Origin of the sequence: Nocardioides soli, assembly GCF_014191495.1 — a bacterium.
Classification (GTDB): domain Bacteria; phylum Actinomycetota; class Actinomycetes; order Propionibacteriales; family Nocardioidaceae; genus Nocardioides; species Nocardioides soli.
The window spans coordinates 1,779,101-1,792,948 of sequence record NZ_JACHWR010000001.1 but is presented as its reverse complement, the minus strand read 5'-3'; the positions used below and the strand labels follow the sequence as shown (position 1 = coordinate 1,792,948).

Genomic DNA, 13,848 nt, shown 5'->3' with positions numbered 1-13,848 from the left:
ATGCTATCTATTTCGTTGGCGAATAGTTCGCTGGCGAAGTAATCTGCGCCGGTGACCACGCTGACCGCCCTGCGCCATCGCGACTTCCGGATGCTCGTGGCGGGCACGACGACCAGCGCGCTGGGCAACGCGATCACCCCGATCGCCCTGGCGTTCGCCGTGCTCGACCTCGGCGGCTCGGCGTCCGAGCTCGGCCTCGTGGTCGCGGCCTTCGCGCTGGCCGAGGTCGTCACGACGCTGTTCGGTGGCGTGCTGGGCGACCGGCTGCCCCGCAAGGTGATGATGGAGGGCTCCGCCGCCGGCAGCGCGCTCACCCAGCTGCTCATCGCCGCCTCGCTGATCGCGGGCTTCGCCACGATCCCGATGATCGGGGTGATCGGTGCGCTCAACGGGTGCCTGGCCGCGCTCAGCCAGCCCTCGTCGCGGGCGATGACCCGGCTCACGGTGCCGGAGGCCGACCTCGGCTCCGCGGTCGCCGTCCGGGCGCTGCTCCAGACCTCGGCCAGCACGGTCGGGTTCGCCCTGGGCGGCGTCCTCGTGGCCGTCGTCGGGTCGGGCTGGGCGATCGGTGTCGACGCGGTGACCTACACCATCGCGGCGATCTGCTTCTCCCGGCTGCGGGTCGAGCAGGCGGCGCCCGAGGGGGAGCGGAGCTCGATGCTCGCCGACCTCGGTGAGGGCGCGCGCGAGGTCTTCGCGCACACCTGGCTGTGGCTGCTGATCGGTCAGGCACTGCTCTACCACCTGTTCTACGGCGGCGCCCAGAGCGTGCTCGGGCCGATCGTCGTCGGCGGCGAGTTCGGCCGCTCGGCGTGGGGCCTGGCCATGGGCACCCTGATGGCCGGCTTCGTCGTCGGCGGCGTGGTCTGCCTGCGCTGGCGGCCCCGCCGCGGCCTGTTCGTCGGGACGGCGCTGCTGAGCCTCACCGCGCTCTTCCCGCTCGCGATGGCGCTCTCCGACCAGCTCTGGGTGGTGCTGCTCGGCGCCTTCCTGCACGGCTTCGGGCTCCAGATCTTCGACGTCTCCTGGGACCTCTCGATCCAGCAGAACGTCGACCCCGACAAGCTCGCCCGCGTCTACTCCTTCGACGTGGTGGGTTCGTTCGTGGCCCGCCCGGCGGGGATGGCGCTCACCGGGCCGATCGCGACCGTGGTCGGATTCCAGGAGTGGCTGGTGGTCGTGGGCTGCGTGATGGGCGGCTCCGCGCTGCTGTCGCTGGCCTCGCGTGACGTGCGCCATCTCGTGCGACAGGACCTGGTCCAGTCCGCGGAGTCCGGATCCGGTGACCCGGAGGCGAGCCCCGCCGCCGTGTGAGACGCTGCCGGCACACGAACTTGCTGGGGGGTAAATCGTGTTCGGCAGCACGCTGCGTCCGCGCGCCCTGCGCGCACCTGTTCTCGCTCTCGCCGTCCTGATGTCCGGCGGCCTGGCCGCCGTGACGCCCGGAACGGCCGCCGCGACCGGGATCACCTGCACCTCGGACGTTGCGACGTCCAACGCGCTCGGGCCGGCGACCGGCTGGACCGAGTTCGTCGAGACCGACGGCTCCCGCGGCGCCGAGTCGGAGGGTGCGATCGCGTACGGCGGCAACCTGCCGACCGCGATGACCGTCGGCACGCACCTGACGGGGTACGCCGCGAGTGCCCCGGCGCTGGTCGTCGCCGGCACGCACGGGCAGTGGTTCAACCTGTCCCGCGGCAGCGCCTACGTCTCGCCCCAGAGCGGGGTCAACTTCAACGGCGGCGGCCACTACCTGCCCGGCAACCCGGTCGACTTCGGCGCGGCGTTCACCGAGCTGCGCGCGCTCTCGACGTCGTGGGGAGCGGCGCCCGCCACCGGCACCGTCACCACCGGCACCGTCGGCGGCAACAGCGGCGCCCTGGTCCTCACCGGCACCAGCGGCTCGCTCAACGTCTTCACGCTCAGCCCGGCCCAGGCGGCCCAGCTCGCGGGCGGCGCCCACGTCGGTTACGACGTACCGAGCGGCGCGGTCACGATCGTCAACGTGCCGGGCACGTCGGTCGGCGTCGCCGGCCAGGCCTGGATCGGCAGCGGGTCGAGCTGGAGCCAGGCCAGTGACGGCAACGTGAAGGGCGTCTACAACGGCATCGTCTGGAACTTCCCGGACGCGACCTCCGTGACCCTCGACTACGGCTCGGCGTGGGTCGGGCACCTGCTGGCGCCGCGGGCGGCGGTGCAGGTCGTCGGCGGCGGCCACAACATCGGCCAGGTGATCGCGAGGTCGTTCGCCTCCAGCCGCGAGACGCACCTCAACCTGTTCCCGAGCCAGGCGTGCGTGCCGACGCCGCCCGACACGCCGGGCACCTCCGACGTGACGATCACGAAGTCGGCGTCGACGACGAACCCGCACGGCGGCGACACGGTCGTCTACACGCTGACCGCGACCAACGTCGGCAACGCGGTCGCGACCGGCGTCGTGATCCGCGACGAGCTCCCGGCGGGCGTCACGTTCGTGTCGGCCTCGGCGCCGTGCGCCCAGGCCGCCGGCGTCGTCACCTGCCAGGTGGGCAGCCTCGCTCCCGGAGCCTCGGTGACGAAGAAGATCACGGTGACGGCCACCCCGATCGCCGGTGCGGGCCCGGGCCCGCACTCGCAGGCGACCCACTGGCTCACGCCGTACAAGGCGGAGGCGCAGGTCGACCTCGAAGCCGGTCAGCAGCGCACGGTGACCCTCGGCTGCGCGCCCGGCGACTACCTCAGCGACGGCCAGTTCCGCGTGGACCACGTCGACCAGGGCACCGGCACGATCCGCGACGTGCGGGTCCTGGCCTCCCGGAGCGACAGCGCGTCGACGTGGAAGGGCGTGATCCGCAACGACGCGACCGGCCGCGCCCAGGCGAAGGCCTTCATCGTCTGCCTGCCGCAGCGGACCGAGGCGAACGGACACCGGCACGGGCTGTCGGAGGACGCCGCGGTGCCGTCGCTCACGCAGTCGTACGCCGCGGGCCGGCACTCGGCCACGCTGACCTGCCCCACCGGCACGGTGCCGATCGCCCCCGGCTTCGACCTCTCCTCGGCGAGCGCCGAGCTGGTCGGCTCGGAGTACTCCACGGCCGCACCGCGGAAGTGGACCTTCACCCTCGACGTGACCGCGCCCGTCACCGCGACGTACACGGCCCGCTGCCTGCGCACCACGGTGGACCCGGTCAACGGGCACACCCACGAGCTGCGCTTCACCCACGTGGTGCAGACCGTGTCGGTCCCCGGCCACACCGCGCCCGAGGGCACCGAGTACCAGGTGATCTGCCCCGACGACGCCAAGGGCGTGGTCGCGACGTTCGACCTGCCGCCGGGGGTCCGTCACGTCGGCAACGATCCGCGGCTGAAGGCCCGTGCCTTCCGGCTCTTCAACGACACCGGCACGGCGCAGCAGGCCACGATCGACCTGGTCTGCCTGCACGACCGCACGGGCAGCGGGCAGAGCGGGTCGCCCGACCCGGTCGAGGTGGTCAACACCGCCACCGTGTCGTCGGCGTCGGTCGACGCCAACCCGGCCAACAACGCCGCGGCCGCCACCGTCACCGTGCGGCCCGGGTCCGCCACGGCGGGCGCCAGCGGCTTCCTGCGCGTCGGCCGCGGCAAGGCGAAGGTGAGCGTCGTGTCGGCGCTGCCGGGCAAGGCCAAGGTCAGGGTCAAGGCGCGGGGAGCCGTGGTCGCCCAGGGCAAGGTGAAGCTGCGCCCGGGCCTGTCGGTGGTCGCCAGGCTGAAGCTCACCAAGGCAGCCAAGCGCACGATCGTGCGGGCCGGGAAGGTGCGGGTCGTGGTCGACCCCGCGCGCGGCAAGCGGGTGCAGAAGGTCGTGAAGGTCCGGCGCTAGGCCGTTTGATCAGGCCGTGGGTCGGACCGGCAGGCCGCGCTCGCGCAGCGCCGCCCGGAGGTCGTCGGCGCCGGTGAACAGCACGCCGTCCATGCCGAGCGCGTCCGCCGCGTCGACGTTCGACCGCTTGTCGTCGACGAAGACGAGCCGGCCGAGCGGGAGTCCGCTGACCTCGGCGACGGCCGCGTAGGCGCGCGGGTCGGGCTTGGCGGCCCTGATCGCGCCCGACACCACGACGTCGTCGAGCAGCCGCAGCACCCCGAAGCGCTCCCGCGCGTGCGGGAAGAGCTCGGCGGACCAGTTGGTCAGGCCGTAGAGCGGGACGCCCGCGTCGTGCAGCTCGCGCACGATCGCGACCGTGTCGGGCAGCTCGGCGAGCGAGGTCGGGAAGTGGGCCAGGTAGGCCTCGGCGTGGGACGCCCAGTGCGGGTGGGTACGGCGGACCTCGGCGATGCCGTCGGCCAGCGACCGGCCCGCGTCCTGGTGGTGGTTCCAGGCCATGAAGTCGAAGTCGTCGGCCTCGATGAACCGGCGGGCCTCGGCGACGCCGAGCCCCTGCGCGACCGCCGCGGCCGGATCCCAGTCGATGAGGACGTTGCCGAGGTCGAAGACGACAGCGGCCGGGAGCCCGGTCATGTGACCTGGCTCCCGGCCGGGACTGCTGTCTCTGGTCATGCTGGTCGGTCTCGAATCGCGGTCACGGCTTCGCAAGCTCAGCCGTGCGCTCGCTCGACCTGGCCCGGACTCGTCGGAGAGCTGGGCTTCGCTCCGCTCAGCTCCAGCGCTCCGACGCGGGCACAAAGTCCAGCGTGCGGTCGCCGGTGTAGATCTGCTTGGGGCGGGCGATCTTCTGCTCCTTGTCCTGCACGAGCTCGGACCACTGGGCCAGCCAGCCCGGCGTCCGGCCGATCGCGAACAGGACGGTGAACATCTCCGGCGGGAACTGGAAGGCCTCGTAGATCAGGCCGGAGTAGAAGTCCACGTTGGGGTAGAGCTTGCGCTTGACGAAGTACTCGTCCTCGAGCGCGATCTTCTCGAGCTCCTGGGCGATCTCGAGGAGGGGGTTGACCCCGGTGACCTCGAAGACGTCGTCGCAGGCCTTCTTGATGATCGTGGCGCGCGGGTCGTAGTTCTTGTAGACCCGGTGGCCGAAGCCCATCAGCCGCTCGTTGCCCTCCTTCACGCCCTTGATGAAGTCGGGGATGTTCTCCTTGGTGCCGATGCGCTTGAGCATCCGGAGCACGGCCTCGTTGGCGCCGCCGTGCAGCGGGCCGTAGAGCGCACCGATGCCGGCCGCCACCGCGGAGTAGGGGTCGACCTGCGAGGAGCCGACCGAGCGGACCGCGTTGGTGGAGCAGTTCTGCTCGTGGTCGGCGTGCAGGATGAAGAGGACGTCGAGGGCCTTGACCAGGCGCTCGTCGGCGCCGAACTTCGACTCACTCATCTTGAAGAGCATCGAGAGGAAGTTGGCGGTGTAGCCGAGGTCGTTGTCGGGGTAGACGTACGGCTTGCCCTGCGCGTGGCGGAACGACCAGGCGCCCAGGGTCGGCATCTTCGCGATCATCCGCACCATCTGGATATGGCGGTTCTCGGCGTCGCTGATGTTGCGCGCGTCGGGGTAGAACGTGGACAGGGCCCCCACCGACGCCATCAGCATCCCCATCGGGTGCGCGTCGTAGCGGAAGCCCTGCATGAACGTCCTGACGTTCTCGTGTACGAACGTGTGGTACGTGATCTCATGCGCCCACGCCTCGTACTCTGCCTTCGTCGGCAGCGAGCCGTGGATGAGGAGATAGGCCACCTCGAGGAAGCTGGACTTCTCCGCCAGCTGCTCGATCGGATAGCCCCGGTACTCCAGGATCCCCTTCTCTCCGTCGATATAGGTGACGGAGCTGCGGCAAGACGCGGTGTTCACGAAGCCGGGGTCGTACACGGCGAGGCCGGGTGCGTCCTCCCCGGCCTTGATCTGGCCCAGATCCGCGGCCTTGATGGCGCCGTCGGTGATCGGGACCTCGTACTCCTGCCCGGTGCGGTTGTCACGGACGGTGAGAGAATCAGTCACCCGCTCAACTTAGTCGGCGGTGTGGCGGGGTGCGAACCCGGAGTCCGCACTACAGACTGTGACATTGTTCCGGCCACGTCCCGGCCGCGTTTTGACCCGCCGCGAGCGACGCCCGTAAACTTGCCAGTCGCGCCTCCTGCCGCGCCCGGACACCAGCCACGGAGTCCGAGTGCAGATCCGGACGGCAACCCGCTCCTCATCGCGAGCCGCGGGTCCGAGCCGGGCAGTGTTCGTCAGAGGGCGTCGCAGCACCACCCACGGGGCGACAGGGTCCCGGGGGACCTACGAACGAAGGAAGTTCCTCCGTGCGCACGTACAGCCCGAAGCCAGGCGACATCACGCGTGAGTGGCTCGTCATCGACGCCACCGACGTGGTCCTCGGCAAGCTCGCCGCCCAGACCGCCAACCTCCTGCGCGGCAAGCACAAGCCGATCTTCGCTCCGAACGCCGACACCGGCGACTTCGTCATCATCGTGAACGCCGAGAAGGTTGCCCTCTCTGGCAACAAGGCGACCACGAAGATGGCCTACCGCCACTCCGGCTACCCGGGCGGTCTCTCGGCCACCCCGATCGGCGAGGTCCTCGAGAAGGACGCCCGCAAGGCCATCGAGAAGGCCGTGTGGGGCATGCTCCCGAAGAACAAGCTCGGCCGGCAGATGCTGAAGAAGCTGAAGGTCTACTCCGGGCCCAACCACCCGCACCAGGCCCAGAAGGCCGTTCCGTTCGAGATCAAGCAGATCTCCCAGTAATCGTCTGTCTGTCGAGAAAGTCTGAGTGAGGAACATCGTGGCTGACACCACCGAGGTCGAGGAGACCTACGAGGTCAACGAGCAGGGCATCGCCTACAGCTCCGAGAGCGCCCCGTCCGCAGACGCGCCGCAGCGTCCCGCAACCATCGCCCCCGCCGGGGCCACCGGTCGCCGCAAGGAGGCCGTGGCCCGGGTCCGCATCGTCCCCGGCACCGGCGAGTGGACGATCAACGGCCGGACGCTCGACTCCTACTTCCCCAACAAGCTGCACCAGCAGGTCGTCAACGAGCCGTTCGCGGCGCTGCAGCTCGAGGGCCGGTTCGACGTCATCGCCCGCATCCACGGCGGCGGCATCACCGGTCAGGCCGGTGCGCTCCGCCTGGGCGTGGCCCGGGCCCTGAACGCCGTCGACGTCGACGCGAACCGCCCGACGCTGAAGAAGGCCGGCCTGCTCACCCGTGACGCCCGCGTCATCGAGCGCAAGAAGGCCGGTCTGAAGAAGGCCCGTAAGGCACCCCAGTACTCCAAGCGCTGACGTCTGCCGGGATCCTTCAGCAGATGCCGCGCATCTTCGGCACGGACGGGGTCCGGGGTCTGGCCAACGGTCAACTGACCGCGGAGCTGGCCCTGGACCTGTCCGTCGCCGCCGCCCGTGTCCTGGCCACCCGGGGCGAGTTCGCGGACTCCCTGAGGTCCCGGGGCCGCCCGCTCGCCGTGGTGGGCCGGGACACGCGCATCTCCGGCCAGTTCCTCGAGCACTCGGTGGTGGCCGGGCTCGCCTCCGCCGGTGTCGACGTACTGCGGCTGCGGGTGCTCCCGACGCCGGCGGTCGCCTACCTGACCCAGGCGCTGGGCGCCGACCTCGGCGTCGTCATCAGCGCCTCGCACAACCCGATGCCCGACAACGGCATCAAGTTCCTCGCCCACGGGGGCGTCAAGCTCGACGACGCCGTGGAGCGGGAGATCGAGCAGCACCTCGACGACCCGTGGGAGCGCCCCCTCGGCGGAGCGGTCGGGCGGGTCACGCCGTACGCCACCCCCGTCGAGGAGTACGTCGCCCACCTCGTCGGCACGCTCGCGAAGCCGCTCGACGGGCTCAAGGTCGTGCTCGACTGCGCCCACGGAGCGGCCCACGAGGCGGGTCCGCTCGCGCTGCGCGCCGCCGGCGCCGAGGTGATCGCGATCAACGCCGAGCCCGACGGCCTCAACATCAACGACGGCTGCGGCTCCACCCACCTCGAGCCGCTGCGGGCCGCGGTGCTCGAGCACGGCGCCGACGCCGGCTTCGCGCTCGACGGGGACGCCGACCGTTGCCTGGCCGTCGACCACGAGGGCAACGACGTCGACGGCGACCAGATCCTCGCGATCCTCGCGCTGGGCATGGCCGAGACCGGTCACCTGCCGAAGAACACCGTCGTGGCCACGGTGATGAGCAACCTGGGCTTCGTGCAGGCGATGCGCGCGGCCGGCATCGGCGTGCGCCAGACCAAGGTCGGCGACCGGTACGTGCTCGAGGCGATGCGGGTCTCCGGCTACGGACTCGGCGGCGAGCAGTCGGGGCACGTGATCATGAGCGAATACGCCACGACGGGTGACGGCATCCTCACCGCGCTGCACGTGCTGGAGCGGATGGCCGCCACCGGCCAGACCCTCCGCGACCTCGCCGGCGTCGTGACCCGGCTGCCGCAGGTGCTGGTCAACGTCCCGGACGTCGACAAGGCGCGCGCCGACGACGACCCGGTGGTGGCCGCCGCGGTCGCCGAGGAGGAGGCCGTGCTCGGCGACGGCGGCCGGATCCTGCTGCGCCCCTCCGGCACCGAGCCGTTGGTGCGCGTGATGGTCGAGGCCCCGACGGTCGAGGAGGCCGAGGGCGTGGCGCAGCGGCTGGCCGACGTGGTGAAGCGCGAGCTCAGCCTGTAGGGCGCGGCGCCGGATCGGGAGACGCACCCCAGGCGCTGCCGGCCGCTCGAGGCCGACCAGATAGGAATGGGTCCCATGAGGGACGCTCCTACGCTGGCCGTCGAAGGCCTCGGCAAGACCTTCGGCGCCGTGCGCGCCGTCGACGACCTGACCTTCTCGGTGCGACCGGGGGCCGTGACCGGCTTCCTCGGCCCCAACGGCGCCGGCAAGACCACGACGCTGCGGATGCTGCTCGGGCTGACCCGCCCCTCGCAGGGGCGCGCGCTCGTCGGCGACCGGACGTACGCCGAGCAGCCGGTGCCCGCGTCGCTCGTCGGCGCCGCCCTCGAGGCGTCGAGCTTCCACCCGGGCCGTTCGGGCATCGGTCACCTCGAGGTGTTCGCCGGCCAGGCCGGCGCCGATCGGGCGCGGTGCCGCGAGCTGATCGAGTTCGTCGGGCTCGGCCACGCCGCCCAGCGCCGGGTCGGCGGCTACTCGATGGGCATGCGGCAACGGCTCGGGCTCGCGACCGCGCTGCTCGCCGACCCGCCCGCGATCGTGCTCGACGAGCCGGCGAACGGGCTCGACCCCGAGGGCATCCGCTGGATGCGCGGCCTGCTGCGCGCCTTCGCGGCGGAGGGCCGCACGGTGCTGGTCTCCAGCCACGTGCTCTCGGAGGTGCAGCACACCGTCGACGACGTGGTGATCATCGCCCGCGGCCGGCTCGTGCACGCCTCCTCGTTGGCCGAGCTGAGCGCGCTCGCCGCGCCGCAGGCCTACGTCGAGTCGCCGACGGCCGATGCGCTGGCCCGGCTCTGCGGCGACCGGGGCTGGACCGCCCGGCCGGACGGCGCCGGCCTGGTGGTCGCCGACGTGCCCGCGGCCGAGATCGGCGCCGCGGCGTACGCCGGGGGCATCGAGCTGCACCAGCTGGCGAGCCGCGGGGTCGGCCTCGAGGACGTCTTCCTGCAGCTGACGGAGGGTGGTGCCCGATGAGGGCCGCCGTCGTCGCGGAGTACCGCAAGCTGGTCAGCACCCGCCTGTGGTGGGTGCTGCTGATCGCGCTGGTGGGCTACCTCGCCTTCGTGGGTGGGGTCCTGACCTTCTCGATCGTGTTCTCGCCCGACGATCCGGACACCGCGATGCCGAGCGGCGCCGAGGCGGCCGCGGGCGTCTACGGCCTCGTGAACGCCATCGGCTACGTCTTCCCGCTGGTGATCGGCAGCCTGATGATCACCACGGAGTTCCGCTACCAGACGATCACGCAGTCGCTGCTGGTCGAGCCGCGTCGTACCGTCCTGCTCGGCGGCAAGCTCGCCGTCGCCGTCCCGCTCGGCCTGCTGTACGGCGCGGTCGGCATGACGGCGCTGGTCGCGGTGAGCGCGCCGCTGCTGGCCCTGAAGGGCGACGGGGCGTTCCTCACCGACCCCGACGTGCTGGCGGTCATCCTGCTCGGCGTCGTGGTCACGGCGCTGTGGACCGTGATCGGCGTCGGCTTCGGCTCGGTGCTGCCCAACCAGGTGGCGGCGGTGGTGGTGCTCCTCGCGTTCACCCAGTTCGTGGAGCCGATCGCCCGGGTCGCCCTGGGCGCCTTCGACGCGACCTCGTCGGTCGCGAGGTTCCTGCCGGGCGCCGCCGCCGACGGGCTGATCGGGGCGAGCCTGATCGGCGAGATGAGCGGCGGTTCCTCGGAGCTGCTGCCGCGCTGGGCGGCGCTGCTCGTGCTGCTCGGGTACGCCGCCGTGCTGGCGCTGGTGGGGAGGATGACGACCCTGCGCCGCGACATCGGGTAGAACCCTCCGCATGACCCGCACCCGGCTCGCCGTCGTCCTCGGCGTGGTCGCGACGCTCGCCGTGCTGACGACGACGGGCGCGGTGGCGACGTACCTGCGCGCCGGCGAGGGCGGCAGGGCGGTCCCGGCCGCGCCGCTGCGGGTCGAGGACCCGGGCAGCGGCGCGTGGCTCGAGGTGCCGGCCGCCGGCTGGCGCGTGCGACCGGCGGACCGGCGCATCTACTACGAGGACGGCGAGGGGCGGACGGTCGCCGAGGTCCGCGGACCGGCGGTCTTCCGCGAGGGCTACTGCGAGGCGGAGCCCAGGGGCTCCTACCGGGCCTTCGCCGGCTTCACCCGGCAGTCCTGGGGCGCGTGGCTCGACGGGCTGACCGGCGGAGGCGGCGCCTGGTCGACCGGGACCACCCGCGAGGACGTGACGCTCGCCGACGGCACCCGGGCCCGGGTGCGCCGGACCGGGTTGCTGGCGGCGGCCCGCGGGCGGTGCCCGGCGTCCGGGATCGTGCTCGCGATGGTCCGGGTGGGCGAGGTGCGGGCGGTGGTGGTCGCGGACGCGCCGGAGGCGGACTCGCTGGAGCCGGACGAGGTGGTCCGGATCCTGGCGACCCTCAGAGCTTCCTGAGCCGTACGTAGCGGACCGAGTGGTCGCGGTCCTTGCGCAGCACGAGCGTGGCCCGGGAGCGGGTCGGCAGGATGTTCTGCGACAGGTTGGGGCCGTTGATCGTGTCCCAGATCCGCTGCGACTCGGCGACCGCCTCGTCATGGGAGAGCGCGGCGTACTTGGAGAAGTAGGACTCGGGGTCGCGGAAGGCGGTCTCGCGCAGCCGCAGGAAGCGCTCGCTGTACCAGTCGCGGATGTGGCCGGTGCCGGCGTCGACGTAGACGGAGAAGTCGAAGAAGTCGCTCAGGGTCAGGCCCGCGCGGCCGTCCTCGCGCACCCGTGCGGGTTGGAGGACGTTGAGCCCCTCGATGATGACGATGTCGGGGCGCTTGACGACGACCTTCTCACCGGGCAGCACGTCGTAGGTGAGGTGGGAGTAGACCGGCGCCTCGACCTCGTCGCGGCCGGACTTGATGTCGACGACGAAGCGCAGCAGCGCCCGGCGGTCGTAGGACTCCGGGAAGCCTTTGCGCTCGAGCAGGCCGCGGCGCCGGAGCTCGGCGTTGGGGTAGAGGAAGCCGTCGGTGGTGACCAGCGCGACGTTCGGGTGCTCGGGCCAGTGCGCGAGCATCTGCTGGAGCACGCGGGCAGTGGTCGACTTGCCGACCGCGACCGAGCCGGCCAGCCCGATGACGAACGGCGTGCGCGGCGGCTGACCCTGCCGCAGGAACTCCTCCTGGCGGCGGTAGAGCCGGCCCGCGGCCTCGACGTACAGGCTGAGCAGCTTGGACAGCGGCAGGTAGATCTGCTGCACCTCGTCGAGGTCGAGCTGGTCGCCCAACCCCCGCAGCCGACGGATCTCCTCGGCGGTGAGCGGGTTCTCGACCTCGCCGGCCAGCGCGGCCCACGCGGACCGGTCGAGCTCGATGTACGGCGACGACTCCCGGGTGGTCTCGTCGGAGGTGCCGTGCTGCCCGCCGTGGGAAGACATGCCGGAGATTGTTGCAGCCGGCCCACTGACGCGGAGCCGGGGTGCCCGCTGGATACGATGGCGGTCATGTGCGGCATCGTCGGGTACGTCGGGGAGAAGCGCGCCCAGGATGTCGTCATCGAGGGGCTGCGCCGGCTCGAGTACCGCGGCTACGACTCGGCCGGGATCGCCCTCGTGGCCACCGGCACGATCGCGTCGGACAAGCGGGCGGGCAAGCTGGCGAACCTCGAGAAGGCGATCGCCGACCGGCCGCTCCCGCCGGCCACCGTGGGCATCGGGCACACCCGGTGGGCCACGCACGGTGCGCCCAACGACGTGAACGCCCACCCGCACAGCGGGGCGCAGCGGCGGGTCGCGCTGGTGCACAACGGCATCATCGAGAACTTCGCGGAGCTGCGGGTCGGCATCGAGGCCGACGACGTCGCGCTGCTCTCCGAGACCGACACCGAGGTCGCCGCCCAGCTGCTGGAGGCCGAGGTGCTGACCGGTGCCGACCTGACCACCGCGATGCTGCGGTTGGTCAACCGGCTCGAGGGCGCCTTCACCCTGGTCGCCGTCGACGCGCTCGACCCGTCGCGGGTGGTGGCCGCCCGCCGCAACTCGCCGCTCGTCGTCGGGATCGGCGACGGGGAGAACTTCCTCGGCTCGGACGTCGCGGCGTTCATCGAGCACACCCGGGAGGCGATGGAGCTCAGCCAGGACCAGGTCGTCACGATCACGCGGTCCGGCGTCTCGGTGCGCAACTTCGACGGCAGCTCCGCGGAGGGGCGGCGCTACCACGTCGACTGGGACCTGTCGGCCGCGGAGAAGGACGGTCACGACTGGTTCATGCGCAAGGAGATCCACGAGCAGCCGCGGGCCGTGGCCGACTCGCTGCTCGGACGGCGTACGCCGGAGGGCCGGCTGCACCTCGACGAGATGCGGCTCTCCGACCAGGAGCTGCGCGACGTCGACAAGGTCATCATCATCGCGTGCGGCACGTCGTTCTACGCCGGCATGGTCGCGAAGTACGCCATCGAGCACTGGACCCGGGTGCCGGTCGAGGTCGAGCTGGCCTCGGAGTTCCGCTACCGCGACCCGATCCTCGACTACTCGACGCTCGTCGTGGCGATCAGCCAGTCGGGGGAGACCGCCGACACCCTGCAGGCGATCCGCCACGCGCGCACCCAGCGCTCGAAGGTGCTGGCGATCTGCAACACCAACGGCTCGACGATCCCGCGCGAGTCCGACGCGGTGATCTACACCCACGCGGGCCCGGAGATCGGCGTCGCGTCGACCAAGGGCTTCCTGACCCAGCTGGTCGCCTGCTACCTGCTCGCGCTCTACCTCGCGCAGGTCAAGGGCACCCGCTACGGCGACGAGATCGACGAGGTGATGCGCCAGCTCGAGGCGATGCCCGACCACATCGCGACGGTGCTCGCGTCGGCCGACGCGATCTACGCGATGGCGGCCGAGCACGTCGACACCAGGTCGGTGCTCTTCCTCGGCCGGCACGCCGGCTACCCGGTTGCGCTCGAGGGGGCGCTGAAGCTCAAGGAGCTCGCCTACATCCACGCGGAGGGCTTCGCGGCCGGTGAGCTGAAGCACGGCCCGATCGCGCTGGTCGAGTCCGGACTCCCGGTGCTCTGCGTGGTGCCGCCGGCCGGCCGCGACCAGCTGCGGGACAAGATGGTGAGCGGCATCCAGGAGGTCCGGGCCCGCGGGGCGCGCACGATCTGCCTGGTCGAGGACGGCGACGACGCGATCACGCCGTACGCCGACACGGTGATCCGGCTGCCGAAGGTGCCGGTGCTGCTGCAGCCGCTCGTGGCCGTCGTACCGCTCCAGCTCTTCGCCTGCGAGCTCGCGACGCGGATGGGCCACGACGTCGACCAGCCGCGCAACCTCGCGAAGTCGGTGACGGTCGAGTGACGCG

At 71.7% G+C, this 13,848-nt stretch carries 12 protein-coding genes; 9 read left to right on the top strand and 3 right to left on the bottom strand.

Going from position 1 to position 13,848, the window contains the following annotated elements:
• Positions 1 to 51 precede the first annotated feature (51 nt).
• Positions 52 to 1,314 (top strand): MFS transporter, encoded by a 1,263-nt coding sequence (locus FHU40_RS08860; protein ID WP_343057792.1) that lies wholly within the window; start codon positions 52 to 54, stop codon positions 1,312 to 1,314.
• Between the two features lie 37 nt (positions 1,315 to 1,351).
• The gene (locus tag FHU40_RS08855) at positions 1,352 to 3,838 is read left to right on the top strand and encodes a choice-of-anchor A family protein (RefSeq protein WP_183591838.1); all 2,487 of its coding nucleotides are present in this window, start codon (positions 1,352 to 1,354) and stop codon (positions 3,836 to 3,838) included.
• A 9-nt stretch (positions 3,839 to 3,847) separates the two neighbouring features.
• On the opposite strand, the gene FHU40_RS08850 is transcribed toward FHU40_RS08855, so the two are convergent.
• Positions 3,848 to 4,474, bottom strand: coding sequence for an HAD family hydrolase (locus tag FHU40_RS08850; protein WP_183591837.1), 627 nt, complete (start codon positions 4,472 to 4,474; stop codon positions 3,848 to 3,850).
• 136 nt (positions 4,475 to 4,610) lie between these two features.
• Positions 4,611 to 5,900: a citrate synthase gene (locus FHU40_RS08845; protein ID WP_183591836.1), complete on the bottom strand. Its 1,290-nt coding sequence runs from the start codon at positions 5,898 to 5,900 to the stop codon at positions 4,611 to 4,613.
• Positions 5,901 to 6,205: 305 nt separating this feature from the next.
• Here FHU40_RS08845 and rplM point away from each other — a divergent pair, with 305 nt between their 5' ends.
• The 6 genes from rplM (at position 6,206) to FHU40_RS08815 (ending at position 10,963) form a co-directional block, all read left to right on the top strand.
• Complete coding sequence (rplM, locus tag FHU40_RS08840) at positions 6,206 to 6,649, top strand: 50S ribosomal protein L13 (protein ID WP_183591835.1); 444 nt, start codon at positions 6,206 to 6,208, stop codon at positions 6,647 to 6,649.
• Positions 6,650 to 6,686: 37 nt separating this feature from the next.
• On the top strand, positions 6,687 to 7,184 hold the full coding sequence (gene rpsI / locus FHU40_RS08835) for a 30S ribosomal protein S9 (RefSeq protein ID WP_343057791.1): 498 nt from the start codon (positions 6,687 to 6,689) through the stop codon (positions 7,182 to 7,184).
• A gap of 23 nt (positions 7,185 to 7,207) precedes the next feature.
• Positions 7,208 to 8,569, top strand: coding sequence for a phosphoglucosamine mutase (gene glmM, locus FHU40_RS08830; RefSeq protein WP_183591834.1), 1,362 nt, complete (start codon positions 7,208 to 7,210; stop codon positions 8,567 to 8,569).
• Between the two features lie 75 nt (positions 8,570 to 8,644).
• Positions 8,645 to 9,544: an ABC transporter ATP-binding protein gene (locus tag FHU40_RS08825; protein WP_183591833.1), complete on the top strand. Its 900-nt coding sequence runs from the start codon at positions 8,645 to 8,647 to the stop codon at positions 9,542 to 9,544.
• Positions 9,541 to 10,341 carry an ABC transporter permease gene (locus FHU40_RS08820; RefSeq protein WP_183591832.1) on the top strand — a complete coding sequence of 267 codons (801 nt, stop codon included), beginning with the start codon at positions 9,541 to 9,543 and terminating at the stop codon, positions 10,339 to 10,341. The genes FHU40_RS08825 and FHU40_RS08820 overlap by 4 nt, the downstream gene beginning before the upstream one ends.
• Positions 10,342 to 10,351: 10 nt before the next feature.
• Positions 10,352 to 10,963: a DUF8017 domain-containing protein gene (locus FHU40_RS08815; protein ID WP_183591831.1), complete on the top strand. Its 612-nt coding sequence runs from the start codon at positions 10,352 to 10,354 to the stop codon at positions 10,961 to 10,963.
• Here the strand turns inward: FHU40_RS08815 and coaA are convergent.
• A complete protein-coding gene (gene coaA, locus FHU40_RS08810) occupies positions 10,950 to 11,933 on the bottom strand; it encodes a type I pantothenate kinase (protein ID WP_183591830.1) in 984 nt (327 codons plus the stop codon). The two genes, FHU40_RS08815 and coaA, sit on opposite strands and share 14 nt — an antisense overlap.
• Positions 11,934 to 11,999: 66 nt before the next feature.
• On the opposite strand from coaA, the gene glmS reads away from it, so the two are divergent.
• The gene (glmS, locus tag FHU40_RS08805; RefSeq protein ID WP_183591829.1) at positions 12,000 to 13,844 is read left to right on the top strand and encodes a glutamine--fructose-6-phosphate transaminase (isomerizing); all 1,845 of its coding nucleotides are present in this window, start codon (positions 12,000 to 12,002) and stop codon (positions 13,842 to 13,844) included.
• Positions 13,845 to 13,848 lie beyond the last annotated feature (4 nt).

Coding starts and splice junctions, on each gene's coding strand:
- FHU40_RS08815 (WP_183591831.1), top strand. CDS start 10,352: ATGACCCGCACCCGGCTCGCCGTCGTCCTCGGCGTGGTCGCGACGCTC.
- glmS (WP_183591829.1), top strand. CDS start 12,000: ATGTGCGGCATCGTCGGGTACGTCGGGGAGAAGCGCGCCCAGGATGTC.
- FHU40_RS08825 (WP_183591833.1), top strand. CDS start 8,645: ATGAGGGACGCTCCTACGCTGGCCGTCGAAGGCCTCGGCAAGACCTTC.
- coaA (WP_183591830.1), bottom strand. CDS start 11,933: ATGTCTTCCCACGGCGGGCAGCACGGCACCTCCGACGAGACCACCCGG.
- FHU40_RS08850 (WP_183591837.1), bottom strand. CDS start 4,474: ATGACCGGGCTCCCGGCCGCTGTCGTCTTCGACCTCGGCAACGTCCTC.
- glmM (WP_183591834.1), top strand. CDS start 7,208: ATGCCGCGCATCTTCGGCACGGACGGGGTCCGGGGTCTGGCCAACGGT.
- FHU40_RS08820 (WP_183591832.1), top strand. CDS start 9,541: ATGAGGGCCGCCGTCGTCGCGGAGTACCGCAAGCTGGTCAGCACCCGC.